Origin of the sequence: Paenibacillus sp. BSR1-1 (assembly GCF_030403775.1) — a bacterium.
GTDB lineage: Bacteria > Bacillota > Bacilli > Bacillales > Cytobacillaceae > Neobacillus.
Map to the genome: position 1 here is coordinate 43,637 of NZ_JAQMWQ010000013.1, position 24,553 is coordinate 68,189.

The following is a 24,553-nucleotide window of genomic DNA, read 5'->3' on the forward strand; positions in this document are numbered from 1 at the left end:
CTGCCCTGTGTGAGGCAGTCTTTTCTTCTTTAAAAAGCTTTTCGATAGATTCGTTCCTGTGGATTGAATTCCTCGTATTGCAGCCCTTTTGGCATAAACAGAATCGATTCCTTGCTTCCGAGTCCCATGAAACCGCCCTGCGCCAGGCTATTATACATCAGGCGGTGCACCTGCTGCTGCAGGTTATTGTCAAAATATATCATTACATTGCGGCAGAGGATCATATGAAACTCATTAAACGAGCCGTCCGTCACCAAATTATGTTGGGCGAAAATCAGGTTCTCGTTCAAATTTGGCCGAAAATAGGCAAATTGATGGTCTGTCGAATAATATTCAGAAAAGGCCTTTTTACCGCCGGCTTTCAAATAATTTTTTGTGTATTGCTGCATTTTTTTTAAAGGAAATGCGCCTTTTTGAGCAGCGACAAGGGCTTTTTCATTCATGTCGGTCGCGTAGATGCGGGTTTTTTCCGCCAGCCCTTCCTCTTCGATCAGGATGGCCATGGAATAGACCTCCTCCCCTGTTGCACAGCCGGCGTGCCAGATCCGAATCTCCGGAAGCTCCCGCAAGAGCGGCACTACTTCGTTGCGAATGACAGCGAAGAAGCTCGGGTCACGGTACATTTCCGTCATCCTAATCGATAAATCATTGAGAAGACGTTCCAAATAGCCATGCTCATGCAGCACTTTTTCCAATAAAGCCGTAATCGTCGGGAGCTGCTCCGCTTTCATCCGGTTCAGTATTCTTCGGGTCAATGAGGCGCGGACGTAGCTGCGAAAGTCGTAGCCGTACATTTGATAGAGACCTTCGAGAAGCAGATTGATTTCGACTTCCTGCCTCTCATTCAGCGCCAAGACCTCTGTATCTTGAGATATGATAGGATTCACCGCTGGTTCACCTGCTCAGTCAGCCACACCCGCATCAGCGAGTACAACTGATCAATATTTAATGGCTTCATGATATAATCCGAGGCTCCTGCCTCCATACATTTGTCGCGCTCGCCCTTCATGGCCTTGGCCGTCAAGGCTATAATAGGCAGATCGTGCATCCCGAGTTCATTTCGGATGATCGTCATCGCTTCATAGCCCCCCATGACCGGCATCATGATGTCCATAAAAATCAAATCAAACTCTTGTTTTTGTAAAATTTCAATCGCCTGTTTCCCGTTCTTTGCCACTTGTACAGCTACACCCTTGCGTTCAAGAGCCGAGACGATGGCAAATACATTTCGTCCGTCGTCCTCCACCAAAAGCACTTTTTTCCCTTTAAACAGCTGATCATTCGAGGTTTCCGTTTTTTCGGCTGGAGTCGATTCTTCTTCTTTCCACTCCTCGTCCTCTGTCGTTACGCTAATGGAAGCTGCCACTTCCTTCAGTGCAAGAATGTCCCGGTCCAGTTTGCTCGGGATATATAATGTAAACGTGCTTCCCTTGCCAACCTCGCTCTCTACGTCAAGAGCACCTCCAAGCAGACGGGTAAATTCGCGGCAAATCGATAACCCTAGCCCCGTCCCGCCGTATTGCCGGTTCGTCGTCCCGTCAACCTGCTGGAAAGCATCAAAAATAATTTGCTGCTTATCAAACGGGATTCCAATTCCGGTATCCGTGACAGAGATCGCCAGCACAGGCACTCCTGCCGGGATATCAGGTACTTTTTCAGCGTCAGCTAGATTAATGCGTACCGAGACCGAGCCCTGTTCCGTAAATTTGAAGGCATTGGATAACAGATTTTTTAAAATTTGCTGTAGTCGTTGGCCATCCGTCGAAATGACCGCAGGGACATGTGGATGTCTGTGCACCTCAAACCTCAAATTCTTTTTTGCCGCTACCGGGGCAAATAAACTCTTCAATATCTGCGGCAGCTCTGTCACATTGACTTCATCGGTCAGGATTTCAATTTTCCCTGCTTCAATTTTTGATAAATCGAGGATATCATCAATCAGCCGCAGCAAATCGGCACCGGCGGTATTGACGACACGGGCGTACTCGCCAACCTCGTCTTGATCCAATTCCGCCTTATTCTCCATGAGCATTTGTGACAAAATGAGGATGCTGTTCAGCGGCGTTCGCAGCTCATGCGACATGTTCGCCAGAAAGTCAGATTTATATTGCGAACTCATCTTCAATTGGAGTGAATAATCCTCCAGCTCGTCCTTCGCTTTTTTTAGCTCAGCCGCTCTTTGTTCGGCGTGGTGCTTCTCTTCTTCCAAAAAGTCATTCGAAATCCGGAGCTGCTCCTGCTGCATCTGCAATTCTTCGGATTGGGCCTGAAGCTCTTCTGACTGCGCCTGCAATTCCTCCGTTAATACCTGCGATTCTCCAAGCAGCCTTTCCACTTCCATCCGCCCAAGTACGCTCGTAATCGATGAGCCAAATTTGTCCTGGAGCAGGTCGAGCAAGGTCAGGTGCTGAGAAAGAAACGGCTTGAGCGCGGCGAATTCGACTACAGCTTCCACCCTGCCGTCATAGAGAATCGGGGCCACCAATAAATTGCTTGGAGAGGATGCGCCTAAACCAGAAGTCACTTTGATATGGTCTTCCGGCAGTTTATCGATGAGAAAAATTCTTTTATCAAGTGCCGCTTGGCCAATCATCCCTTCTCCCAGCTTGAAGCTGGCAGCAGCACGTTCTTCCTCCGCGACTGCGTAGCCCGCCACCTTGACGAAGTCAATCTCGCCGCCTTGATTTCTGCGTAGATAGACGACTCCATAAGTGGCGTCAAGCAAGGGTGCAAGCTTAGTTATAAAGGATTTTGCCAAATCTGTAATATCCGTGATCCCCTGATACATGGTGGAAATTTCCGTCATGCTCTTTTCCACCCAGCTCTGTTTTTCGAGGCTGCTCAACAGACTGTTCATCGCCTCTGCCAGCTCCCGAGTCTCATCCTTCGTATGCACTTCGATTCTTGTTGCCAGGTCGACCTCGGCATCGGTGATGCTTTTAATCGTTTTCACGACCTTTCGTATCGTCCTGACGATCGTATTGGACAAGAAAATGGCCGTAGCAACGGTAATAACCGTGACCAAAAGGATGATGGCATATATGATTAATTTTAAATTGGCAGTGTTTTGTAAAAGCTTGGCGGTACGGTTATCGGTGGATTTCTTTTCCTTTTCAAGGAAGGATTCTAGCTGAGTCCGAAGCTGATCGGTCACTTTCTTTCCGGCATTTTTCGTGAAGTGCTCGTTTAAAGCGGCAGTGTTATTTGCCTTTTTATTATTGATGACATATTCACCGGAGTTTGCCTGCCATTTTTCAATCTGCGGTTTAATCTCCTCGAGGTTCCGCTCCTGAGTGCTGTTGCCCTTAATCAGGGAATGAAGTTTATTGTAGTTGTCCAGCCAGCTGCGGCTCCCCTCGTGATAGGGCTCAAGATATTCTTCATCGCCCGTAATCGCGTACCCTCTCATTCCGGTTTCCATCTCGAGCACATTTTTTTCAATCTGATTGGCGAGATCGTGAACCTCAATATCATGCTGGGATATAAAGTCAACCTCGTTCTGCAGTGCTGTCATCCTATTCATGACAATAAGCAGAGCTAGCACGAGGCAGGCCAGGATGGTCAGGTAGCCTGTGATAATTTTTGTCCGTATGTTGAAGTTGAAGCCCTTCATTGTGATGCAGCCGCCCTCCTATTTTTTGTAAAATCTATCTATATTCTATCATATCGTTTATTTCCTGGTAGCCCAATGGGAATTAAGCCCTATAGGAAATATTTCATAGTTTCATATATTTGGCTTGGGGTATTACAAAGGTATCACTAGTTATGGAGGTTATTTTATGGCAAAAACAAAAGATAAAAACGTGATGTTGACAGAGACACTCGATAAACAGGTGGCCAATTTCTCGGTGTTGTATATGAAGCTGCACCATTATCACTGGTATGTGAAAGGCGAAAATTTCTTCACGCTGCATGTCAAATTCGGTGAGTTGTATGCGGAAGCGGCGCTTCATATGGACACGATTGCAGAAAGAATGCTGTCATTAGGGGCTTCGCCAACGGCAACTTTAAAGGAGCAATTGAAGCTGGCTTCGATTCAGGAGGCATCGGGCGAGGAGTCGTCGTCCGAGATGGTTCAGGCGCTGGCTGATGACTTTAATACGGTCTGCAGTGAGTTAACGGAAGGGATCACGGAAGCGGAGGACAACGATGACCAGCCGACAGCGGATTTGTTTATTGAGATTCGGACTTCGTTGGAAAAACACCGTTGGATGCTGCAGGCCTATTTGGCGGAGTAAGATGGGAGTGAAGTATGGACGATAGGGCTGGATCCAAGAGGTGAGTCTGCCCTATCTGTCCCGGACAACTCCGACCTTTGAGTTGAAATTGTGACAACGGCGGAATTAATTGTGAACTCGGCGGAATTCGTCCCAAAAATGGCGAAATTCCGCCGAAAATTCGCGGATATAAGGATAAGTTCCGCGGAAATAACACACATTTCGGCGGAATCAATTAGAAAAAGAGTGCCTAGGTTATTCTCGGCCCCCTCCACAGTGACCGCTCGTTCTCTTTTTTTATGTCAGCGGTCATTGTGAATTGATACATATTTCCTCCCTAACCGCACCTTATGAAAGACAGTCCGCTCTGTTTCTAACCAAGTTTTGTCCTTCATCGCACTATGGACTGAACCTGCCAGAGTGACTGATTCATGCATTTTTCCCGCAACATCCTCAATTTAGCAACAACACTCAATTCGCCGACACCATCACCAGACACATATCGTCCTTTTGGGCATTCACCAGCTCGGAGTTTGGCTGCAGCTGGTGCAGCAGCGACTCCAGATTGTCATTTTCCTGCAAGCAGCTGATCAGTTTCTCGCGGGCATTCACATACTCCTCCTCCAGCCACTCAGACAACCCGTCCGTAAACAGCAATATCCGCGCTCCTTCCTTATATGGAATCACGCCTTTTTTAACCTCAATCTCCTCAAAAAAGCCGAGCGCACAGCAACCCTCATCCAGCATCCTTACTTCCCCATCCACCAGCGCCAACCCCTGCGGATGGCCGGCATTCACATACTCAATGCAACGCTCTTCCGTATCCAGCACAAAATAAATCGCCGTAAAATAATAGTTTAAAAGACTATCAGGCATGTGAAGCTGATTCATGCGCCTGTTCAGCTCCTTCATGACCTCCTCCGGATCGGATATCCCCGTAATCGTATCTTTTAAAGCGGAATAAATATACATGCAGACCAATGAAGACGAAATCCCGTGTCCCATCATATCAAGCAAAATCACGCCATACCGGCTCGGACTGATCTTGTACCAGGCATACAAGTCCCCGGCCAGCTCAAAGGACGGCTTATACACCGCAGAAATTGTGACATCGCCTTCCTGAATCGGGCGGCTGAGCATACTTCGCTGCACCTGTCTGGCCAAATCCAGTTCATACTGAATCCGCTGGTCCCGTTCCTTGCGCAAATCCTTCTCACGCTTCAAACGCAGCACTGACCGAATCCGTGCCAGCAGCTCCACTTTATTGATCGGCTTCATCACATAATCCAGCGCTCCCGCATCCATCGCCTCGGCCATCTTATACGAATCTCCCATCGCCGAGACAAATATGATTGGAAGGTCGTTGTACCGCTCATCAGCCAGAATCGTCCGGCATGCCTCAAGCCCATCAATCTCCGGCATCATCATATCCATCAAAATCAAATCTACCGGCACCTCAGAAGAAGGACCAGCCCCATCCAGCTGCAAATACTGATATAGCTCCTTGGCAGAAGTCAGCTTAACCAATCTAGGATAGCCCGCTTTCTGCAAGATTTTTTCAATAATCATTAAATTTGTCACATTATCGTCCACAATGGCAATTTTCATAGGCATCCGATAGCCAACCCCTTTTTTGTAAAAAAAACTTCCTGCTCCCGAGAAGGGGCCTGACACCTGAGTATATTAACGTATTAAAGCAACATGAGTCGAACAGGTGCCGCTGTGCCCAAAAGACGGCCATTCAAACCGCTTTACAAGCACACCTTATTTCACCCGCTGATAGGCATTGCTCTCAACGGCCTTTCGCAGTTTTTCAAGCGCCTTTTTCTGCAGCCTCGAAACATGCATCTGCGAGATCCCCAATCGCTCGCCTGTTTCCTTTTGACTATGGTTGGAAACAAATGTGCAGTGGATGATTTCCCTTTCGCGGTCGTTTAAAACCTGAAGAGCATTCTCGAGGAGGAGCCGCTGGTCGACTTTTTCAAAGCCCTCATCATCTCTTCCAATAATATCATGGGCCGTGACTGAACTTCCATCCTTACCGGCTTCAATCGATTGATCGACAGAAGCGGCCTGATAGCTTTTTCCCATTTCCATCGCTTCCAATACTTCCTCTTCGGAAATCTCCATATGTGCAGCAATTTCATGGATTTTTGGCGAGCGTTGATAGCGATTCGTCAGCTCGTCTACCACTTTTTTAATTTTCGGCCAGGTTTCTTTAATTCGTCTCGGTACATGTACGCTCCAGGTTTTATCCCGTAAAAAACGCTTGATTTCACCGATGACAGTCGGGATTAAAAACGTTTCAAACGATCTTCCGACGCTTGCATCATACCGTCTGATTGCGGACAACAGCCCAATCATCGCAACCTGCATGATATCCTCGTGAAGCTCTTTCCCATGTGAGTATTTCCTCGCCAGACTCCCGACCAGTGCGGTGTAATGTTCCACAAGGATCGTTTGTGCCTGTGCGCTCTCGTTTTCTTGGAACTCCAAAATCAGGGCATCGATTTCTTCCTTAGTTCGTTTCACGGTTTGCAATGGTTTGGTCATGATTTTCACGCTCCCCACTCAGATACTTCACCATGAAGACCGTAACTCCGGAATGCTCTAAAACCCTGACTTCATCCATAAGCGTTTCAATCAAAAATAAACCTAACCCTCCCTCTGACAGCTGTTCGACCGTACTGGATTCAGTGTAAGGGCCCAGTTCATTTTTTGTCTGGATAAAATTAAAGCTCTTGCCGCTGTCCGCGACCATGATTTCCAGCTTATCGGGATAGATCCCAAAACCGATAATCACTTCGCCGCCTTCTTCCATGGAGTAAGCGTGCTGAACCGCATTGGTACAGGCCTCGCTTACCGCAATCTTCATGTCCTCAATCTCCTCATAAGTATATCCGATGCGGCTGGCAATTCCCGATAACGTTAAGCGGATAACACCAACGTAATCCGGTTTTGCCGGAATTTTCATTTCAATATAATCCATGACTTCGTTCATGTTCCCCCACCTCTAATTTACTGAAATATTCATAATATGACTTAAACCTGTAATTTCGAAAAGGCGCTTGAGCCGGTCGGATAAGTCCGTCAGCTGTAATTCTCCGCCACTTTTCTTGAGTTGTTTAAACAAACCGACAAAGACACCCAAACCGGTACTATCCAGATAGGATACATCTTTTAGATTGACAATAATCGATTTATTGCTTCCTTCAGCTAACGGTAATAGTTCCTCTCGGAGCTTCGGGGCCGTAAACGCATCAATTTCACCTGCCACTTGCACCAATATACCTTTTTCACTCTGCTGCTTCTCTATCTTTAAATTCATGCCATCCTCACCTCTGAAACTATTTATTTTTACATACCCGCTTTTCTAAAAGCTAAAACCTATTTTTTTAGAAAAATTCAGAATCTATTTTTTTTATTATATCAAAATATACCAGCTGGCCGAATAGCCCCTCTGCTCTAGGTGAATATAACTAAGAGGGCTGTTTTTGAAACAGCCCGTTTTTATATCTATAGACAATCAACTAACCTTTTCCACGTCCAAATACATAAGGTGGCACCCGTCCGCTTCATGTATTTTGAACATATATCCATCCGCTTCCACTATTGAGCCTTTACATGCATTCGTGTTTTGGGTCAAATACCAGCCGCCGATTGTGTCCACATCCTCGGCGGTCAAGTCGGTCCCAAGTAGCTCGTTCAAGGTACGAATTCCTACTTTCGCATTGACAATAAAGTGTTTTCCAGCTGCCAGCGTCCGAATCTCGGCGACTTCATCTGCATCAAATTCATCCCTTACCTCACCTACGATTTCTTCAATGATATCTTCAACCGTCACCAACCCTGTCGTGCCGCCGTATTCATCCATTAATATCGCCATGTGGGTGCGATCCATTTGCATCCGAATCAATAAATCATGAATCGGAATCGTCTCAATGACACGAATCACGGGCTGGATGAAGGATTTAATCTTCCAATTTTGATAAGGACCTTTATTCATTATTTTGGCTGTCAAAAACCTTTTTACGTTCATCACACCAATAATGTGATCCTTGTCTTCCTCCATGACCGGATATCGGGTAAACCCTTCCGTCTTCAACTTTTGCATGACCACCTCCAGCGTATCCTCTACCGAAAGGCAGCTCATTTCCACTCTTGGCACCATGATTTCTTTGGCCACGCGCTCATCAAACTCGAAAATATTATTAACATATTGATACTCATTCTGATTGATTTCCCCCTTCTTATAGCTTTCCTCCAACAGCAGCCGCAGCTCATCTTCCGAGTGCGCCAGCTCATGGTCACTTGCAGGCTTTAAGCCAAACAGGCCAGCCAGCCTTCGGGCAGAACTATTTAACAACCAGATAAAGGGATACATCACTTTGTTAAACCAAATGATAGGCGTGGAAAAAAGAAGTGCGATCGTTTCGGATTTTTGGATGGCGACCGTTTTGGGTGCCAATTCCCCTACCACAACATGTAAAAAGGTGACCAAAATGAAAGCAGTCATCAATGACAAGATTCGCGAGGTTGAGTCACCCAAATGAAGCAGTTCAAACAATGGATGGAGCAGCTTTTCTACGGTCGGTTCCCCCAGCCATCCAAGTCCCAGCGCTGTCACAGTGATCCCGAGCTGACAGGCTGATAAATATTCATCCAGATGGGTCACGACCCGTTTTGCGGAAACTGCCCCTTTTTTTCCGCTCATTACCAGTTCATCAATCCGCGATGGACGTACTTTGACGATGGCAAATTCTATCGCAACAAAGAAGCCCGTTAAGGCGATTAATAGGGCAACACTTACTAGCTTTATAACCATCCACTTCCCCTCCTTTAAAAAAATGTATTGGAGTTAGGATGATGAGTTTCCATGCACAGTCATCAATTCGTCTGCTGTCTGAATACGTGTATCTCCTCTTGTATTTTGTTTTGGCGTAGAAAACGATTTTTCCTCGAGAAAACTTATAGCCCCGTCCTTCTCAAACATTGCTTGTGCCTCTACTGTCCGCTTGGCATAAGGAAGAGCTTCAAGCCTCGCAAACGGAATTCCTTCTCCTGTATCGATGCAGAGTCCATATGTTCCTTCCCGCATCCGCTCCAATGCTTTATCGACTTCATCAACTATATTTTTGGCTGTCTGATGGATCATTTTTTGTTTTTCGATTTCATCCAATTCGGTGGCTTGATCGGCAAAGTGGTTGTCATAGCTGGTTAACTCACCGAAGTCCTCGAACGTGATCGGCTGGTTCCCCTCTATCACTTGCAGCATTTCTTGTTTGGTCTGGATTAATTTGTGGTTTAAAAAAATCAGTTGTTTTTCAGTGAGCATATCGTTTCCTCCTCTTCTTTTCCTGCCATTTACATACCCTTATAGTAAAATGGTAAAACCTGTGTTTACGAAGTCCCGTTTATCATTTTCTCCTCCATGGTTTGCTCTTTTCGCAGCTTCCATAATTTTACGCTATGATGGACAATCACCTTCAGGACAGCATATACCGGCACCGCAAGGAGTAATCCGAGTATGCCTCCCATACTTCCAGCTGCGAGCAGTAAGGAGATAATCGTGAGGGGGTGAATCTCAAGCTTTTTGCCCATTACCTGGGGCGAGATAATATGTCCTTCAATTTGTTGGACGATTACCATGACAAGCAAGACCTTGATGATCATCATTGGGGAATCTAATCCAGCAATAATCAAGGCGGGGATGACGGCAATAATGGGGCCGAGAAAGGGAATGACATTGGTAAACATTGACACTATGGCAACAAGCAGCGAGTAATCAAGACCAATGGTTAAATAACCCAGGAAAGCAAGAGCTCCTACACAGAAGCTGACAAGAAATTGACCATGTATATAGGAGCTGAGGGCTTCATCCAAATCAGCTAAAATTTTTCGTCCGTTTTTCTGTTGCCCTGGCGGCAATATTCGAATCATCTGTTTCGGTGCCTTTTCGCCTTCCTTTAACATGTAATATAAAATAAACGGAACCGTCACAAAAACGGTCACAATTTTCGCAAGCATTCCAATAAATTCAACTAATTTTGTCCCAATCTCAGATACATTTTCAGCAATCGTATCAGAGCCCGCCTGTTTGTATTGATTCAGCCATTTACCAGCCTGCAAGCCCTTTATTTTTTCTTGAATAAACTCTATTAAGGCAGGACCGCTTTCTGCCAAACTCTTAATCTGCCTCTGCAAAATGGGTCCGACGAGATAGGCCAATAAACTAATCAGGGCAGCAGCCATGATATAGATCAGGAATATCGCCAGTGTTCGCGGGATGTGTTTCGACTCCAGATAATGGACTAGCGGTCGAAACAGGTAATATAACACCCCTGCAATTAAAAAAGGAAAAAAAAGAGTCCGGATAAGGATGATCACCGGCTGGAACACAAAATTGATTTTCATCCCGACTAGGACTATTAAGAAAACAAGCAGCAGTCCGCAGCCAATTCGAAATGCTTTTGATCGCAGCAAATCATCACCTCATTTTTTTATAAAGGCTATTTTCGCAAAGATTTTTGTTTTTCGTATAAGTTCATCTACCCGTATAATTAGTTGCTTCGTGGCATCTTTTCGTAAAAGCATTTGCGAAAATTGCCTGCGAACTTAGTAAAAGCCCTTTATTAAGCCCCAAAATAAACATAGTTTACGAAAAGAGCCCTTATAAAACACCCGAAAACAGGCGGGCGAAAGATTCCTTCACCCGTTCAGACGTCGGGCGTTTGTAAAATTGAACAGGACGAATCCGCCGGCATTCCCTTAGGTCTTCTTCATATTGGACAATCAAGTCTCGTACCGGCTCTGTCCCGGTTAAAAATAAATTGACTTCAAAATTTAGATGAAAACTGCGCAAATCCATGTTGGCGGTTCCAATCGAGGCAATATCCCCATCGACGATGATCAGTTTTTTATGTAAAAATCCCTTTTGGTACGTGTAAATTTCGATTCCGGCACGTAATAGCTCTGGAAAATACGAGCGGGAAGCATATTGGGTCAGAAAGCCATCATTCACTTCCGGTACCATCACTCTGACCTGGATCCCTTTTGCAGCCGCAATCCTTAAGGCTGTCCGGATCGCTTGATTGGGGACAAAGTACGGAGAAGCAATCCAAATCGATTCGGCCGCACAGGTAATCATCGCATAAAAATGATCACTCATCTTGCGCGTTTCTGGACCGGTCGCCACGACATGGACCAAGCCATCCTTATCAACGGGGATTGGTTTCGTATCCGCTTGCCTTGATTTGTCCTCCAGCTGGCTTTCCTCCTGCATTGGTTTCCTCTCTTTCATCAGTTTCTTCTTGCAAACATACTCCCAATCTGCCAAAAAAACCTTATGCAGCGTCTGAGCCGCGTCTCCTTCCAAATAGACATGCGTATCACACCAAAATCCGATTTTTTCGTCCTCCCCAAGATACTCCACCCCAACATTCAAGCCGCCGACAAACCCTGATGTGCCGTCGATGACAATGATCTTGCGATGGTTGCGGAAATTCCATTTTTGATTCAAAAATCCGCTTTTGATGGGTAAAAACGGATAAACAGCCACACCAGCGTCATTAATTTCTTTAAGATCTGATTTTGAAAGACACATACTGCCTACTGCATCATACAGCAATCTAACCTCTACTCCTTCTTTCACTTTCTCGGCTAAAATGGCGATTAGCTCCTTTCCGAGCCTGTCATAGCGGAATGTATAATATTCCAAGTGAATAAATTCCTTCGCATTCAAAAGCTTTTGTTTGATTTCCCGAAAGGTTTCCTTGCCATTTTTTAAAACTTTTGTTTTCGTATTTGTGTTTGGCTGGGTTAAGGTCATCCGCTCCAAATAGCGAGCAAAACACCTCTGACGCTCATTGAGCTGAGAAAAGTCGAACATGACTCTGTGGTGACTGGCTGCAAAAATTTCACGATCATTCATGCGCTTATGTTTAAATAGAAGTCCTTTTAACAGCAACTGACCAGAATATAAATAAAAGATGTATCCGAATATAGGTAATAACACTAAAATGTAAATCCATAAAAGTGTACTTTGTGCGGAGCGATTTTCCATCATTAACGAAAACACCGTACTGAAGATGATGACACCATAAAAAGCGATACATACCGCTTTCCACTGAAAAGAGATGTCTCTGAATAGTACCAAATATCCTAAAGCCAGCATCAAGATCACCAAGAAAAATTCCAATCTCTGCTTTTTCATATGCCCTTCTCCCTGCTTATCACTGTTTAAAAGATACATACCCGTTTTTGGCTAAAAAAAACTATCTCGATTGAAAGAAATGGAAAAAGCTTGCACGATGTTGTGCAAGCTTTTTTTACAATATTGTTATTCTGAAACTTTAGTCGTCATTTCGCTGGTTATTGCGCGATTCTCCGCCTTTTTGACCAATTTCTTGATAAAATTCCTTATCATGATTTTCAGAAGTCGCTTCCCCGCCTTTGCGGCCAATCTCTTGGTAAAATTCCTTGTCATGATTCTCAGAAGTCGCTTCCCCGCCTTTGCGGCCAATTTCTTGATAAAATTCCTTGTCATGATTTTCAGAAGTGGCTTCCCCGCCTTTTCGACCTATTTCCTGATAGAATTCCTTGTCATGTCTCTCGGCGGTGGCTTGTCCACCTTTTCGTCCTCGTTCTTCCATGCTCATGTTCTGATCATCTTTTCGGTCCATCTTGAATTCCTCCTTCTGATTTTTTATAAGGTTGTTTTAACCTTATACTCATGTAATACCACGTTTTTAAGGTTCAAAACCTATTATTTAAACTTAGTTGTTGATTTGCGCTCCAGGCACTTCGCGCACCTTAGGGCGTGCCGGGGAGCCTCCTCGGCGCTTTAGCGCCTGCGGAGTCTCCCCTGCCCCGTACTCCCGCAGGACATTGAATTGCATCCTCGAATCCGCCCACGCACGAAGGAAATGCGTTAGCATTTTCGAGGAGTCTTCGTGCCTTCCGCTCCAATCAACAGTGTTATAAATCAACATTGGCCTTTAACACAGTTATTATTTAAAAAAGGAACCTCTTTTTTTTCCTTTTAAGAGATCGCCTGTCCAGCCTTTGACTTTCAAATAACCATACAGCAAGAGAGTCGTAAAGATTACCAGAATAAGGGCAAATAAATAGCCATGCCTCCATCCAAGCTCCGGCATATACTTGAAATTCATACCCCACAAGGCTCCGTAAGCCATTATCGGAGTGAAGATAATTGTGATGACCGTTAGGGTTTTCATGATTTCATTGCCGCGATGGGAGGAAATCACTTCTTCTAAATTAATAATCGAGTCGATTTCATGTTCATATTCGTTGAGCAGGACAACCGCTCGTTCAATCCGCCTGCATGTTCTCGTAAATATTTCTCCTTTTGATACTTCTTCAAAATCCGCTTCCTCAATTCCCATTTTTAATTCGCGTATCGGAATCAGCAGACTTTTCCAAACCAGCAGCTCATGCCGGCGCCGATAGACTTTTTCGAGAATTCCTGTCTCATTTCTATCACGAATGCTCCATATGAGGGTTTTCAGCTCCACTTCAAACTGATCTATTTCCACCAGCATTTCATTCATCAGTTCTCCCAGAAAAATGAGGAATCCATCCACGGCATGTTCCGTTCGATTGATTTGCCTGACAAGAAATTCAAGATTGATATGTTTAAACGCAGGAAGGGCAAGGTCCACGGTGATCCAATGATCCTCTGTTACATAGAAATGAAAAATCTTATAATCTTGATCGTCTTCAAAACTTTGCTGATAGATAAGCGATCCATAGACCACCTTTTCTCCGTTTTCAGGGGCTTTCACTCTCAAATAATTGCTGCGATTATCCCGTACCTTTTTCAGCCATTCTCTGCCATCCTGTAAGAGGAGCGGCTTGATTCGCTCGATGTCGTTTGCACTGAATTGAGACCATTTCCACTTTTTGGACCGATTATATTTTTTCATAACGTCTCCTTTCGGCAACCATTTTCTATCTAATTCCCCGTTTTTGAAAAAAATAAAACTTATGTTTCACTCGGACTGCAAACGGGTATGTAACTGTTAAATAGCCATTGAAAGCTATTGAAAAGCTAAAGGAGGCCTTGATGATGAAAACAACGCTGCCAATTAAATCAATGATTGTTGTAGGTTTAGGAGCATCTGCTGCATGGTGGTTATCGTCAAAACCCAACCGAATAAAAGCTGAAAGCAAGCTTCGCGATTTGAAACGAAAAGTAAAACCGACCCCCTTTCATAAAAGTGAAAGTCTCCCAATCCAAAAAGGAGGGGTCCCGCATCCCCATGATATGGAGGATAATAAAATGGTAGACGAGGGAGCTTTGTATTCCGTGAAATTCTATAATGAGAAAATGCAATAATTGAAAGTTGAGGCATCCGTGCCTCAACTCATTTTTTGTGGGGTGAAAAATGAATTTACTTTTCTTATTCATCTATTTCATCATCATTCTAGTGGTTATCGAAATTCACGTTATACTATTTCAGCTAACCGGTCTTAAAGTAGAGGTTTCCAGGTTTCAGGTTATTTCGATGATGACCGGCACCGGCTTTACGACTGGAGAATCCGAGCTGATCTTGGGCCATCCGGTCCGAAGGAAACTTGCCACCTTCCTCATCCTCTTTGGCGCCTTCTCCCTGGCCGTCATCATTTCATCGATTAGCAATTTCCTATCAGATGAGCTGAGTATGGAGGAAGTATTGTATGTGGGCGGGGCCATCTTACTGGCATTTGGCGGATTAAAGCTTTCCTGGATACAGAAGAAACTGGCGGGGCTGTTTAATCGAAAAATGAAACAGAATGTGGAGCTGGCCGATTTGCCCATACGCGAAGTATTTTTAACAAATAGTGAGGATTTCTTGCTTAACCTTCATATGTTTCAGGAATCTTTTGCTGTTTCAAAAACACTGAAGCAGGCGATAAATGACATTGACCAGTTGGACTTAGTCGTCTTGTTTATCAAACGAGGCGAATTGATTATTCGAAAAAATGTCTATCATTCCGAAATACATGAAGGTGACCAGGTCTTTTTATTTGGCAATAAAGAGGTCATCTTTCGGGAATTTAAACAGGCTATTACCATCATGGAGAAGAAATTAGAGAATATTCACCCTCCAATTGAAAATCATTAAGGAGCAAGAAAACAGCCAAAAAAATAGCAATCCAATCAAGGATTGCTATTTTTTCTTGAACTCTTATATTCTATTATTTTGATCTATTTTATTGTCCAGCTTCCGCAAATACTTGGATGCAAAATCTCTGCCGCCAAGACCAAATGACAGACCAAATGCTAAGGTTAATCCGCCTAAAACAAGGATGAAGGCAGCATTGACAATTGAATGGGCCACACCAATTTGGTCTAATGCCATAAAGACAGTAATCGTAAATATCGTATATTTGGCGATCGCCGCTAAAGTTCTGGAGTAAGTGTTCTTTAAAATGTTTTGCAAAATGCGTTCTACTAAATTTCCAACATATAATCCAATTCCCAAGATTACAAGGGCGGCAAACAGCATTGGTAAATAGGCAATCACACCGGTTGCCAGTGTCACTAGGAAGTCGAGGCCGACAATTTGCAGGGCTTCCACCGTAAATAAGAGAACGACAACTATTTTTACCAGCAATCCCACAATTTTCGATAGACTATACTTGGATTGCTCAGGCTTAACAGAGCCAATCCCCATTTGTTGGAACAAATGATCAAAACGTAAACGCCACAGCATTTGCGCGACTAATTTTTCCACCCATTTCCCCAAGGTTATGCCAGCTAAAATCAGGATGACGGCCACTGCAATATTTGGAATCAGTGTGACCACGTTATGAAGCATGGCAACAGCTGGTTCGGAAACCCCTTTTAAATCTAGTTTCTCCAAAGCAGTGATGATCGTTGGAATTAAGATTAAGATAAACGCGATGTTTCCTGCAATAACGGAAAGGCTCGTCCCTTCCATCTTTAGTCCAAAACGTTCGCCCAATTTCTCAGTCCCAATACTGCTTAAAAAATTGGTCAAAATATCACGGACGATTTTCGCAATCAGCCAGCCGACCAATACGATAAGTGCGGCTGCAAACAATTTCGGAATAAAGGAAAGCAGGCCTGACAAAATTCCCGCAACCGGCTCTGATACCCCTTCCAGCTGCAGTGCACCCAAAACACCTGGCAAGAATAATAAAAGAACAAAATAGAACAGCGCTTTGGCGATACTATTAATCTTATTTTGGGCACTCGTTTCCGATTCCGCCATCCTCCAGCCGACTAATCGGCTTGGTAAATGGAACATAGCAGACCCTTTATGAAAAAGCATACGAAGGAGCGTTGCCACCGCCCAGGCAAGCAGTAAAATTAATGCTGCTTTTAAAAGGTTAGGAATCGCACCGGTTATCGCCGATAGCATTCCCACAAGCGGCGTCGCAATAAAGTTCAAGCTCAGCATGTTAAAAAAGATAATCCAAACGACAACCAATAAAAGATAGTAAACAATTTTCCCTGCTATTTTTTCAGAAGAGTATTTTCGCTTACTGGAATTAGAAAAAAGCTTATTATCCAAGCTTGTTTTCTTTAAGGCCGCCTCCACCCCTTTCCCGATAAATTTGGCAATGATCCAGCCAATCAGCAGAACAATAAGAGCAAATAGCAGGTTTGGAAGCTTGTCCAGGTAGGTGTACCACCCTAGCATCATATCGTGTGTATTCATGAACTCATCTCCTTTTATCTTGGTTGATAACTGTAATACCCTCGATATTTTTTTTTAAACCACCCGAGTTGAAGCAGCTAAAACTATTTTTTCAGAGACATATAGTCGAAGGAATTTAATTTTCAAAAAAGGGAGGTTTCAAATCTTTTTCCCATGGGAATACAATCTGTGCACGATAAAACCAACAAAAGGAGTTGAAAGGGATGGGTCAGAAGAAGGGATTACTCGTGGGAGGACTGGCCGCTTTATTAACCTTTGGTGGTTTAGCCGGCTGTGGTGATGGAGTGGACCAAGATAACGGGATCAGCGACGGCGAGCAAAAGGACCAGCTTGATCAGGATACCAAGGATAACGCCAAGGGCGCCGTAGAGGATGCGAAGCAAAATATGAAGGAAGCAATGAAAAATGTCGAGACGAAAATGGAAGAAAATAACAAAAACTAAAGGAGGAAACGTTCAATGAATAAAGATGAGTTAAAAGGAAATTTTGATCAGGTAAAAGGAGAAGCGAAGGAGCAAATGGGCCGATTAACCGATGATCATTCCAAGGTGGCAGAAGGTAAGCTGGATAAGGCAAAAGGTAAATTAAGAGAGTCCTATGGGAAGGTAAAAGAAAATCTATCGAAATAATGTCAAAGGCATCATAATTCTAAGAATCTATATACACATTCATTAAAAGGAGGAACTAAACATGGACAAGCATGAAAAAAAGGTTGCAGGTGTTTACGCATCGGAACAAGAAGCGATTGAAGCCGTTGAGGATTTGATTGCGCAGGGATACCGTAAAGATGAAATCTCCGTGATCGGGAAAAATCTTAAACATGTGAATCATGTTACCGATGAAACAGGAGCATCTGCTGAAGATGCGGCGGCCACTGGAGCCATTACCGGAGGCACCGTCGGCGGTGTAACCGGTTTATTAGTAGGAGTTGGTGCACTTGCTATCCCTGGTGTTGGCCCAATCATCGCGGCAGGTCCGCTGGCAGCAACCTTAATTGGAGCGTTAACAGGGGCTGGTCTTGGCGGAATAGCCGGAGCGCTGGTAGGGCTGGGAATTCCGGATGATGAAGCAAAATACTATGGAAACTCCGTGGAAGAAGGAAAAATCTTGGTCTTGATTGAAAAAAGGCATACCGCTGATATCAATGATCGAAATTACCTCACTGATAGAGAAATTGAGCATGCTTCGACATTGAGAGAAGAAAAAAATGGGTCGATGGCACGTAACATGGAGGAAATGCGGAAGCTTGGCAAAGAAATGGACCAGTCACAATCAGAGAGAGAGCTTAAGGAAGAAAATAAAACCCCAGATCCTATTCAAAAATAAACATACGGCATTTAGCCACAAAAAAAGAAGAGGCTCCCCAACCTCTTCTTTTTCAAACAATTACCCCTTATATTTAACCACTTAAACCTCAGCTAAAGAAATCAGCCAAGATGTCTAAGTTGTTGTTCATAAAATCTAATGCGATGTTTGGCATAACGCCGAACAGCACGCTTCCTACGACAGCGACAATTAAGACAACAAGAATGCTTGCTGGAATCTTGAACCTGTCTTCATTTGCAGCCGGGCGGAAGAAGATTTGTGTCATCACACCGAAATAGTAGAAATAAGACACGACTGTTGTCGCAATCATGATTGACGCTAGTACATAATGCGGAGTACCTGCAAACGCCCCGATAAAGATGTTTAATTTGCCGATAAAGCCGGCAGTTCCCGGGAAGCCTGCCAAGGAAATCAATAAGATCCCCATCACAACAGCCAAACCTGGTGACCGGCGGTATAAGCCTGCAAAATCCGCAATCTTAGCCGAGCCATTCTTTTCTGTCACAATTTGGATTACCGCAAATGCTCCAAGGTTCATGAACAAGTAAGCAAGCAGGTAGAACCAGATGGAATAGAACATATTGGACGATAAGGACGTTAATGCCACTAGGATATAGCCGGCATGGGCGATACTGGAGTAGGCAAACATTCGTTTAATGTTCGACTGCTTTAATGCCACCACGTTACCGATGATCATCGTAGCTCCCGCGATAAACGCGATATAGTCCTGCATGTCGAGCAAAATTGGCATAGAGCCTGGACCCTTCGTTGTCGCAGCACCAAATACCGTTAACAGAATTCTGATGACAATCACAAAACCAGCCGTTTTGGAAACAACACTTAGGAACGCAGTAACCGGTGTCGGCGCACCTTGGTAGACATCCGGTGCCCACATATGGAACGGCGCTGCTGCCAATTTAAACGCTAGACCAACGAAAATCATCAAAAATGATAAACCAAGCAAGTAAACGTGCTGGCCGTCAGTTAGACCTGACAGGCTTTGCGCAATCGCCAGTAAATTTGTAGATCCGGTTAATCCGTACACATAGCTCATCCCGAACAACGTAATCGCAGTGGAAATACCGCCGTTTATGACGTATTTCATTGCTGATTCGTTCGACTTTAGGTTATGCTTGCGGATTCCCGCTAAAATATAAGAAGAAACAGATAACAATTCTAATCCGATAAATAACGTGATCAAATCACCGCTAGAGGCCATGAACATCGCACCGAGCAGTGCTGTTAAGAACAGATAGTAAAACTCGCCGCGGTACTCTTCCATGCCATCCTTTGCTTCATAGCTGACGGCAAGGAACATAACCAGTCCTGCACCGCCAAGGAGCAGCAATTTAAAGGCAATCGCAAAACTGTCAAGGCGGAAGGTATCATCCAAAATCGAAACAACCGCACCGCCCGCTAAGCTTGCAACGGAAACCATTGCCGCCGCGATTGCCGCAATGCCAATCCAGCCGAGGATGCGGCGATCCTGCCCCTTCGGCATAAATAAATCCATAATGGTAAGAAGTGCAGCAACACCAAGGATGATGAACTCCGGCGTCATGACACTCCAGTTAAACTGACTCAATGTCTCAAAACTCATCCTTCATCACCCTCCCAGCCCTGGCATGATAGTCTCAAGTGTGGCTTGAAGCGGTGAGCTTAGAACACTTGGGTAAACACCAATTAACACGATTAACAACATAAGAACGACCACTGGCACGAACTCAACGCCTTTCAGGTCAACAACGCCGGTAAATTCGCGGTGTGACTTGCCAAACGTCATGCCAAGCACGGCGCGAAGCAAGTACGCTGCCGTCATTATGATGCCGATCGTACCAACGGCCGCAAGCCAAGGCATTTCTTTGAAAAGCCCTAGGAACGCCATGAATTCGCTGACAAAGCCGGACATACCTGGAAGACCAAGTGAGGCCATTGCTCCTGCTAAAAGGAAGCCTGCCGCAACCGGCATTCCCTTCGCCATTCCGCCAAGGTTTCCAATCAAAGATGTATCGGTGCGTTCGTATAACACACCTACTATGAAGAACAATAAAGCCGAAATTAAACCGTGTGAAATCACTTGGAAAATCGCTCCCTGAACCCCGGCCTCATTCATTGCCGCAAGTCCGATGAGGACGATTCCCATATGAGAAATCGACGAGTAAGCCAAAACCATTTTAAAGTCTGTTTGAATGAACGCAAGGAACGCCCCGTAGAGAAGGTTTATCACCCCAAGGACCGCAATCAGCGTCGAAAGAGTGTCAAACTGCTCGGGGAAAAGTCCCATTCCAAAACGGATTAATCCGTACGCACCAATTTTTAAAAGAATACCAGAGTGAATCATAACAGTCGGAACCGGTGCTTGTACGTGCACGCGCAGCATCCAGCTGTGCAATGGAAAAATCGGTAATTTGACTCCAAAAGCCACCAAGAGTGCGATGAGGAGGCCAAGCTTTAAGTCTCCTGAAACCGGTGCACTTGGGTCTGCCAGAATATCTTTTAAAATATTGATATTCGTTGTGCCTGTTTTGGCAAACAGAATCATGATCACGATTAGAAGAACCGCAGAGCCCAAACCATTATAGATCAAGAAGCTGTAGGCTGCTTTTTCTCTTTCAAAATAACCCCATTTTCCGATTAAGAAGAACGTCGGAATGAGTGTAACCTCGAAGAAAATGAAGAATAGAATTAAGTTTTCCGCTGTGAACACGCCAAGCATGCCTACTTCTAATAGAAGGAACAGCATGAAGAAGCCTTTCCATTCTTTTTTCACATAACGGGCCGCAATCGACGCGAGCGTTGCCACTACCGCAGTAAGTACTACTAACAGCAGCTGGAAGCCGCTTAATGCCAGCTCATAGTTAACAGCGAAGTATGGCGCCTCGACATTCATGCCGCGGAAATGAATCCATTCCACTGACACGGAAAAATCACTCAAATGCTTACCTGCTAGATAGTGGGCATAAGCTGCCAGCGATATCAGCAATGCCGGCAGGGTAGCCAAGAAGCCGACCAATTTGATCGATTTTTCCTGATCTTTTGGCATGAGCGCTAACACGGCGATACCTAGTAAAGGGGAGAATACTAGGATTGAAAGAATGGCATGTAAGTTCATCTTAAGTACCCCCCTGTTAATGCATAGATGACGGCAAGTAACGCCAGTCCGATAAACGCCACTGCTCCGTACGTCTGTACCTGACCGGATTGCATTTTTGAACCTGTTGCTCCAAGTCCTTGGACAAAGCCGGTTATGCCTTTGACGATGCCTTCAACAAGGAAGGTATCGATGAAACGCAGGAAGTAGCTGATTCCTTTTGTAATTGCGACGATGGTCAGTTGATAGAATTCGTCGACGTAATATTTGTTTAGTAGAACGGTATGCAGCATGTCGCCGCTGCCGCTCAGCCAGTTGCGGGAAACAGAGCGTTTTCCGTAAATTAACCAAGCTAGGTAGATTCCGAGCAAGGAAACGACGGTTGCTAGAATCATAATCCAAACGGGACCTTCATGGTGTCCGTGTGCCGCTAGGGCTTCGTTTCCGTCAACGAGCCAGTCGCCCAGGAAGGTGCCAAACCAAGGTGTGTTCACATAACCAGCAACTACCGCTAGAACACCAAGGATGATCATTGGGAAGGTCATCACAGAGGGTGACTCGTGAACATGTTTCTGATTGCCGCGTGCTTCACCAGTGAAAACCATGAAGAACAAGCGGAACATATAGAATGCCGTAAAGAATGCTGCGACTAAAGCAAGGACGAAAAGAACTGGATGTCCGCCTTCCCAGGCCGCTGCTAAAATTTCGTCTTTACTGAAGAAACCGGATAATAACGGCACACCGCTGATTGCAAGTGTTCCGATTAGAAATAATGGTCCAGTGAGCTTAAGCTTTTTCCAAAGCCCGCCCATTTCTTCGATATCCTGCGTGTGTACTGCATGAATGACAGAACCGGCAGCCAAGAACAAGAGTGCCTTGAAGAACGCATGTGTCATTAGGTGGAACACACCAGCTACATAACCCGCGGAACCAAGCGCGAGCATCATATAGCCAAGCTGGCTGACAGTTGAATAAGCAAGAACTCTTTTAATATCCGTTTGCACAAGACCGATGCTTGCCGCAAAAATAGCTGTGAATCCGCCGATAACGGCAACAGTCATAAGTGCAGTATGGCTTGCTGAGAACAATGGGAACAGTGACGCAACCAAGTATACCCCAGCGGCAACCATTGTCGCTGCGTGGATTAACGCCGAAACAGGTGTTGGACCTTCCATCGCATCTGGAAGCCATGTGTGGAGCGGGAACTGACCCGATTTACCAACTGCACCGATGAAAATCAGAATCGCCGTCAACGTGATCATCGTGCCTGACACCTGTCCAGCGTCAACAGCCGCAAAAATATCACTGTATTCAAAGCTCTTTGTTTGCCAGAAGAGCAGCGCCATGCCGATAAACAGGCCAACGTCCCCGATACGGGTCATGATAAACGCCTTTTTCGCAGCCGCCTTTGCTTCTTCTTTGTAGAAATAGAAACCGATTAGTAGGAAGGAACCGACACCTACAAGTTCCCAGAAGATATACGTTTGCAGCAGGTTTGGCGAAATCACTAGACCAAGCATGGCAAAGGTAAATAATCCTAAGTAAGCATAAAAGACATGAAAGCGCTCGTCTCCGTGCATATAACCCTTGGAATAGGTATGTACCAAGAAACTGACGAGCGATACGATAAACAGCATTAATGCATTTAATTGATTCACTTCAAAGCCCGCTGTTAGATGAAAATCTCCTATCGTGAGCCAGTCAAACTTCGTGACGTAGGTTGGCTCTGAAAAGCGCTCAAATAACACTAAAATCGAATAAATAAGCGATGCCAGCGTAAGCAGAATCCCTACATACGCACTTGCTTCCTTCAATCGCTTACCGAATAGAAGAAGGATCAAAAACGATATTAGCGGGAAAAGCGGTATAAGCCATGCATTTTCCATCATTTTCTCCTATCCGTGCCTGTCACCACCCGAATTTGTCAAATCCGAGGGAAAGCGACTGGCACCAAGGTTTTTTTAATTTTTCATTGTGTCCATTTCGTCGATGTTGACGGTTTTCTTAGTGCGGTAGAGTGCGATAAGAATCGCAAGACCGACCGCTGCCTCCGCTGCGGCAACGCTGATTGCGAACAAGGCAAAGATTTGGCCTGTAATCGATGGCGCCATGCCGTATTTGCTGAAGGTTACCAGGTTAATGTTTACAGCGTTCAGCATTAATTCGATCGAAATAAGTACGATAACCGTGTTTCTCTTCGTCAATGCACCGTATAAGCCGATGCAAAATAAAATCAGTGCTAGTGCCAAGAAGGCTGAAGCGGGAACTGAACTCATTCCTTATCCGCCTCCTTATCCTCTTTTTTCGCCAAGACAATGGAACCAACCAACGCAACTAAAAGTAAAACAGAGACTAACTCAAATGGAATAATATGTTTTGAGTACAGTGCCTGCCCGATTTGCATGGTGTTATTTTCATGCAAGGTGGTCGGAACTTGATCGATATTGAAATTGTAAATGCCAAGATAAACGGCAATGGCGAAGCCCAAAATGCCTAAAAATAGAAGGAACTTTCTCCATTTGCCTGCTTTTGATTCACTTTCATCGTTATGCCTTGTTAACATGATGCCAAACAGCATAATGATCGTAATGGCACCGGAATAAATTAAGATTTGCACAGCCGCGACAAATTCCGCGGAAAGCAGCACATAAATTCCGGCAATCGCTACGAACGTGAAGATGAGGGCAACGACCATATGAACAACTCTGGTAAGGTTCAAAAGAAGCACGCCGCCGATGATCGCCACAAGTGCGAGCCCCATAAAAGCGAGAAATTCGCCTGAGAAGGTCATGCTTTATTCTCCTTCCGTATGTTTTCGTCGTTTTCATCCAACCATTCGAGGTTTTTAAATAACATATCGCGGCTGTATTCAGCGAGCTCGAAATTATTCGTCATGATAATTGCTTCTGTCGGACAAACTTCCGTACATAGGTCACAAAGGATGCAAATCTCGAAATTGATGTCATACGTATCGATGATTTTCCCCTTTTTCGCCGGATCGGGATGTTTTTTACCTGTCAGGTTGATACATTCAGTCGGACAAATGTTCATACATTGATTGCACACAATACACTTTTCCGGATAAAACTTCTGAATCCCGCGGAAACGGTCCGGCAGTGGTAGCGGCTTATTTGGATAGTCATAAGTGACTTTTTCGCGTGATAATTGTTTTAGGGTATATTTCAAGCCTTTTGCTATTCCAAGCACGTTTTTCACCCCTTTTACCTTTT

Annotated in this window: 25 protein-coding genes; 6 read left to right on the top strand and 19 right to left on the bottom strand. The window is 44.8% G+C overall.

Annotated features, from left to right (window positions below):
* Positions 1–29 precede the first annotated feature (29 nt).
* Together PH210_RS17690 and PH210_RS17695 are read right to left on the bottom strand one after the other, a co-directional pair.
* Positions 30–887 (bottom strand): CheR family methyltransferase, encoded by an 858-nt coding sequence (locus PH210_RS17690; RefSeq protein WP_289987399.1) that lies wholly within the window; start codon positions 885–887, stop codon positions 30–32.
* Positions 884–3,613, bottom strand: coding sequence for a CHASE3 domain-containing protein (locus tag PH210_RS17695; RefSeq protein WP_289987401.1), 2,730 nt, complete (start codon positions 3,611–3,613; stop codon positions 884–886). The genes PH210_RS17690 and PH210_RS17695 overlap by 4 nt, the downstream gene beginning before the upstream one ends.
* Positions 3,614–3,779: 166 nt before the next feature.
* Here PH210_RS17695 and PH210_RS17700 point away from each other — a divergent pair, with 166 nt between their 5' ends.
* Positions 3,780–4,238: a Dps family protein gene (locus PH210_RS17700; protein WP_289987405.1), complete on the top strand. Its 459-nt coding sequence runs from the start codon at positions 3,780–3,782 to the stop codon at positions 4,236–4,238.
* A gap of 450 nt (positions 4,239–4,688) precedes the next feature.
* Here the strand turns inward: PH210_RS17700 and PH210_RS17705 are convergent, their stop codons facing one another.
* The 10 genes from PH210_RS17705 to PH210_RS17750 all read right to left on the bottom strand — a co-directional run bounded on the left by PH210_RS17705 (position 4,689) and on the right by PH210_RS17750 (position 14,161).
* Positions 4,689–5,825, bottom strand: coding sequence for a fused response regulator/phosphatase (locus PH210_RS17705; protein WP_289987549.1), 1,137 nt, complete (start codon positions 5,823–5,825; stop codon positions 4,689–4,691).
* A gap of 156 nt (positions 5,826–5,981) precedes the next feature.
* Positions 5,982–6,770 (bottom strand): RNA polymerase sigma factor SigB, encoded by a 789-nt coding sequence (gene sigB, locus PH210_RS17710; protein WP_289987407.1) that lies wholly within the window; start codon positions 6,768–6,770, stop codon positions 5,982–5,984.
* On the bottom strand, positions 6,736–7,218 hold the full coding sequence (gene rsbW / locus PH210_RS17715) for an anti-sigma B factor RsbW (RefSeq protein WP_289987409.1): 483 nt from the start codon (positions 7,216–7,218) through the stop codon (positions 6,736–6,738). Before rsbW ends, sigB begins: the two co-directional genes overlap by 35 nt.
* A 12-nt stretch (positions 7,219–7,230) precedes the next feature.
* On the bottom strand, positions 7,231–7,545 hold the full coding sequence (locus PH210_RS17720) for an anti-sigma factor antagonist (RefSeq protein WP_289987411.1): 315 nt from the start codon (positions 7,543–7,545) through the stop codon (positions 7,231–7,233).
* A gap of 198 nt (positions 7,546–7,743) precedes the next feature.
* Positions 7,744–9,042 (bottom strand): hemolysin family protein, encoded by a 1,299-nt coding sequence (locus PH210_RS17725; protein WP_289987413.1) that lies wholly within the window; start codon positions 9,040–9,042, stop codon positions 7,744–7,746.
* A 33-nt stretch (positions 9,043–9,075) separates the two neighbouring features.
* Entirely contained in the window at positions 9,076–9,552 is a 477-nt protein-coding gene (locus tag PH210_RS17730; protein ID WP_289987414.1) for a TraR/DksA C4-type zinc finger protein, read from the bottom strand.
* 65 nt (positions 9,553–9,617) lie between these two features.
* Positions 9,618–10,700: an AI-2E family transporter gene (locus PH210_RS17735; RefSeq protein ID WP_289987417.1), complete on the bottom strand. Its 1,083-nt coding sequence runs from the start codon at positions 10,698–10,700 to the stop codon at positions 9,618–9,620.
* A 187-nt stretch (positions 10,701–10,887) separates the two neighbouring features.
* Positions 10,888–12,429 (bottom strand): cardiolipin synthase, encoded by a 1,542-nt coding sequence (gene cls / locus PH210_RS17740; protein ID WP_289987419.1) that lies wholly within the window; start codon positions 12,427–12,429, stop codon positions 10,888–10,890.
* A gap of 139 nt (positions 12,430–12,568) precedes the next feature.
* Entirely contained in the window at positions 12,569–12,898 is a 330-nt protein-coding gene (locus PH210_RS17745) for a con-10 family general stress protein (RefSeq protein WP_440446421.1), read from the bottom strand.
* 327 nt (positions 12,899–13,225) lie between these two features.
* Positions 13,226–14,161: a magnesium transporter CorA family protein gene (locus PH210_RS17750; RefSeq protein ID WP_289987420.1), complete on the bottom strand. Its 936-nt coding sequence runs from the start codon at positions 14,159–14,161 to the stop codon at positions 13,226–13,228.
* A gap of 140 nt (positions 14,162–14,301) precedes the next feature.
* Between PH210_RS17750 and PH210_RS17755 the strand changes: the two genes are divergently transcribed.
* Together PH210_RS17755 and PH210_RS17760 are read left to right on the top strand one after the other, a co-directional pair.
* On the top strand, positions 14,302–14,574 hold the full coding sequence (locus tag PH210_RS17755; RefSeq protein ID WP_289987421.1) for a YbyB family protein: 273 nt from the start codon (positions 14,302–14,304) through the stop codon (positions 14,572–14,574).
* A gap of 49 nt (positions 14,575–14,623) precedes the next feature.
* The gene (locus tag PH210_RS17760; protein WP_289987422.1) at positions 14,624–15,343 is read left to right on the top strand and encodes a hypothetical protein; all 720 of its coding nucleotides are present in this window, start codon (positions 14,624–14,626) and stop codon (positions 15,341–15,343) included.
* A 63-nt stretch (positions 15,344–15,406) separates the two neighbouring features.
* On the opposite strand, the gene PH210_RS17765 is transcribed toward PH210_RS17760, so the two are convergent.
* Positions 15,407–16,906: a mechanosensitive ion channel gene (locus PH210_RS17765; RefSeq protein ID WP_289987424.1), complete on the bottom strand. Its 1,500-nt coding sequence runs from the start codon at positions 16,904–16,906 to the stop codon at positions 15,407–15,409.
* 203 nt (positions 16,907–17,109) lie between these two features.
* Here PH210_RS17765 and PH210_RS17770 point away from each other — a divergent pair, with 203 nt between their 5' ends.
* The 3 genes from PH210_RS17770 to PH210_RS17780 all read left to right on the top strand — a co-directional run bounded on the left by PH210_RS17770 (position 17,110) and on the right by PH210_RS17780 (position 18,232).
* Positions 17,110–17,349, top strand: coding sequence for a hypothetical protein (locus PH210_RS17770; protein ID WP_289987427.1), 240 nt, complete (start codon positions 17,110–17,112; stop codon positions 17,347–17,349).
* A 15-nt stretch (positions 17,350–17,364) separates the two neighbouring features.
* Entirely contained in the window at positions 17,365–17,535 is a 171-nt protein-coding gene (locus PH210_RS17775; RefSeq protein ID WP_289987428.1) for a CsbD family protein, read from the top strand.
* 61 nt (positions 17,536–17,596) lie between these two features.
* Positions 17,597–18,232, top strand: a complete 636-nt coding sequence (locus PH210_RS17780) for a YflT domain-containing protein (protein WP_289987430.1) — start codon at positions 17,597–17,599, stop codon at positions 18,230–18,232.
* Positions 18,233–18,320: 88 nt separating this feature from the next.
* On the opposite strand, the gene nuoN is transcribed toward PH210_RS17780, so the two are convergent.
* From nuoN to nuoI, 6 genes are all read right to left on the bottom strand, one after another.
* Complete coding sequence (nuoN, locus tag PH210_RS17785; RefSeq protein WP_289987433.1) at positions 18,321–19,832, bottom strand: NADH-quinone oxidoreductase subunit NuoN; 1,512 nt, start codon at positions 19,830–19,832, stop codon at positions 18,321–18,323.
* A gap of 6 nt (positions 19,833–19,838) precedes the next feature.
* Positions 19,839–21,344, bottom strand: coding sequence for an NADH-quinone oxidoreductase subunit M (locus PH210_RS17790; protein WP_289987434.1), 1,506 nt, complete (start codon positions 21,342–21,344; stop codon positions 19,839–19,841).
* On the bottom strand, positions 21,341–23,212 hold the full coding sequence (gene nuoL / locus PH210_RS17795; protein WP_289987437.1) for an NADH-quinone oxidoreductase subunit L: 1,872 nt from the start codon (positions 23,210–23,212) through the stop codon (positions 21,341–21,343). Before nuoL ends, PH210_RS17790 begins: the two co-directional genes overlap by 4 nt.
* Before the next feature lie 72 nt (positions 23,213–23,284).
* Complete coding sequence (nuoK, locus tag PH210_RS17800) at positions 23,285–23,599, bottom strand: NADH-quinone oxidoreductase subunit NuoK (RefSeq protein ID WP_223594854.1); 315 nt, start codon at positions 23,597–23,599, stop codon at positions 23,285–23,287.
* Positions 23,596–24,114, bottom strand: a complete 519-nt coding sequence (locus PH210_RS17805; protein ID WP_289987443.1) for an NADH-quinone oxidoreductase subunit J — start codon at positions 24,112–24,114, stop codon at positions 23,596–23,598. The genes nuoK and PH210_RS17805 overlap by 4 nt, the downstream gene beginning before the upstream one ends.
* The gene (gene nuoI, locus PH210_RS17810) at positions 24,111–24,530 is read right to left on the bottom strand and encodes an NADH-quinone oxidoreductase subunit NuoI (protein ID WP_223594858.1); all 420 of its coding nucleotides are present in this window, start codon (positions 24,528–24,530) and stop codon (positions 24,111–24,113) included. The genes PH210_RS17805 and nuoI overlap by 4 nt, the downstream gene beginning before the upstream one ends.
* Positions 24,531–24,553 lie beyond the last annotated feature (23 nt).

Excerpts from the sequence above, each read along its gene's own strand:
- PH210_RS17780 (WP_289987430.1), top strand. The coding sequence starts at position 17,597 with ATGGACAAGCATGAAAAAAAGGTTGCAGGTGTTTACGCATCGGAACAA.
- PH210_RS17720 (WP_289987411.1), bottom strand. The coding sequence starts at position 7,545 with ATGAATTTAAAGATAGAGAAGCAGCAGAGTGAAAAAGGTATATTGGTG.
- PH210_RS17750 (WP_289987420.1), bottom strand. The coding sequence starts at position 14,161 with ATGAAAAAATATAATCGGTCCAAAAAGTGGAAATGGTCTCAATTCAGT.
- PH210_RS17705 (WP_289987549.1), bottom strand. The coding sequence starts at position 5,825 with ATGAAAATTGCCATTGTGGACGATAATGTGACAAATTTAATGATTATT.
- PH210_RS17730 (WP_289987414.1), bottom strand. The coding sequence starts at position 9,552 with ATGCTCACTGAAAAACAACTGATTTTTTTAAACCACAAATTAATCCAG.
- PH210_RS17790 (WP_289987434.1), bottom strand. The coding sequence starts at position 21,344 with ATGAACTTACATGCCATTCTTTCAATCCTAGTATTCTCCCCTTTACTA.
- PH210_RS17765 (WP_289987424.1), bottom strand. The coding sequence starts at position 16,906 with ATGAATACACACGATATGATGCTAGGGTGGTACACCTACCTGGACAAG.
- rsbW (WP_289987409.1), bottom strand. The coding sequence starts at position 7,218 with ATGAACGAAGTCATGGATTATATTGAAATGAAAATTCCGGCAAAACCG.
- PH210_RS17755 (WP_289987421.1), top strand. The coding sequence starts at position 14,302 with ATGATGAAAACAACGCTGCCAATTAAATCAATGATTGTTGTAGGTTTA.
- PH210_RS17695 (WP_289987401.1), bottom strand. The coding sequence starts at position 3,613 with ATGAAGGGCTTCAACTTCAACATACGGACAAAAATTATCACAGGCTAC.
- nuoL (WP_289987437.1), bottom strand. The coding sequence starts at position 23,212 with ATGATGGAAAATGCATGGCTTATACCGCTTTTCCCGCTAATATCGTTT.
- PH210_RS17760 (WP_289987422.1), top strand. The coding sequence starts at position 14,624 with ATGAATTTACTTTTCTTATTCATCTATTTCATCATCATTCTAGTGGTT.
- cls (WP_289987419.1), bottom strand. The coding sequence starts at position 12,429 with ATGAAAAAGCAGAGATTGGAATTTTTCTTGGTGATCTTGATGCTGGCT.
- PH210_RS17770 (WP_289987427.1), top strand. The coding sequence starts at position 17,110 with ATGGGTCAGAAGAAGGGATTACTCGTGGGAGGACTGGCCGCTTTATTA.
- nuoK (WP_223594854.1), bottom strand. The coding sequence starts at position 23,599 with ATGAGTTCAGTTCCCGCTTCAGCCTTCTTGGCACTAGCACTGATTTTA.
- PH210_RS17775 (WP_289987428.1), top strand. The coding sequence starts at position 17,365 with ATGAATAAAGATGAGTTAAAAGGAAATTTTGATCAGGTAAAAGGAGAA.
- PH210_RS17745 (WP_440446421.1), bottom strand. The coding sequence starts at position 12,898 with ATGGACCGAAAAGATGATCAGAACATGAGCATGGAAGAACGAGGACGA.
- PH210_RS17805 (WP_289987443.1), bottom strand. The coding sequence starts at position 24,114 with ATGACCTTCTCAGGCGAATTTCTCGCTTTTATGGGGCTCGCACTTGTG.
- nuoN (WP_289987433.1), bottom strand. The coding sequence starts at position 19,832 with ATGAGTTTTGAGACATTGAGTCAGTTTAACTGGAGTGTCATGACGCCG.
- sigB (WP_289987407.1), bottom strand. The coding sequence starts at position 6,770 with ATGACCAAACCATTGCAAACCGTGAAACGAACTAAGGAAGAAATCGAT.
- PH210_RS17700 (WP_289987405.1), top strand. The coding sequence starts at position 3,780 with ATGGCAAAAACAAAAGATAAAAACGTGATGTTGACAGAGACACTCGAT.
- PH210_RS17725 (WP_289987413.1), bottom strand. The coding sequence starts at position 9,042 with ATGGTTATAAAGCTAGTAAGTGTTGCCCTATTAATCGCCTTAACGGGC.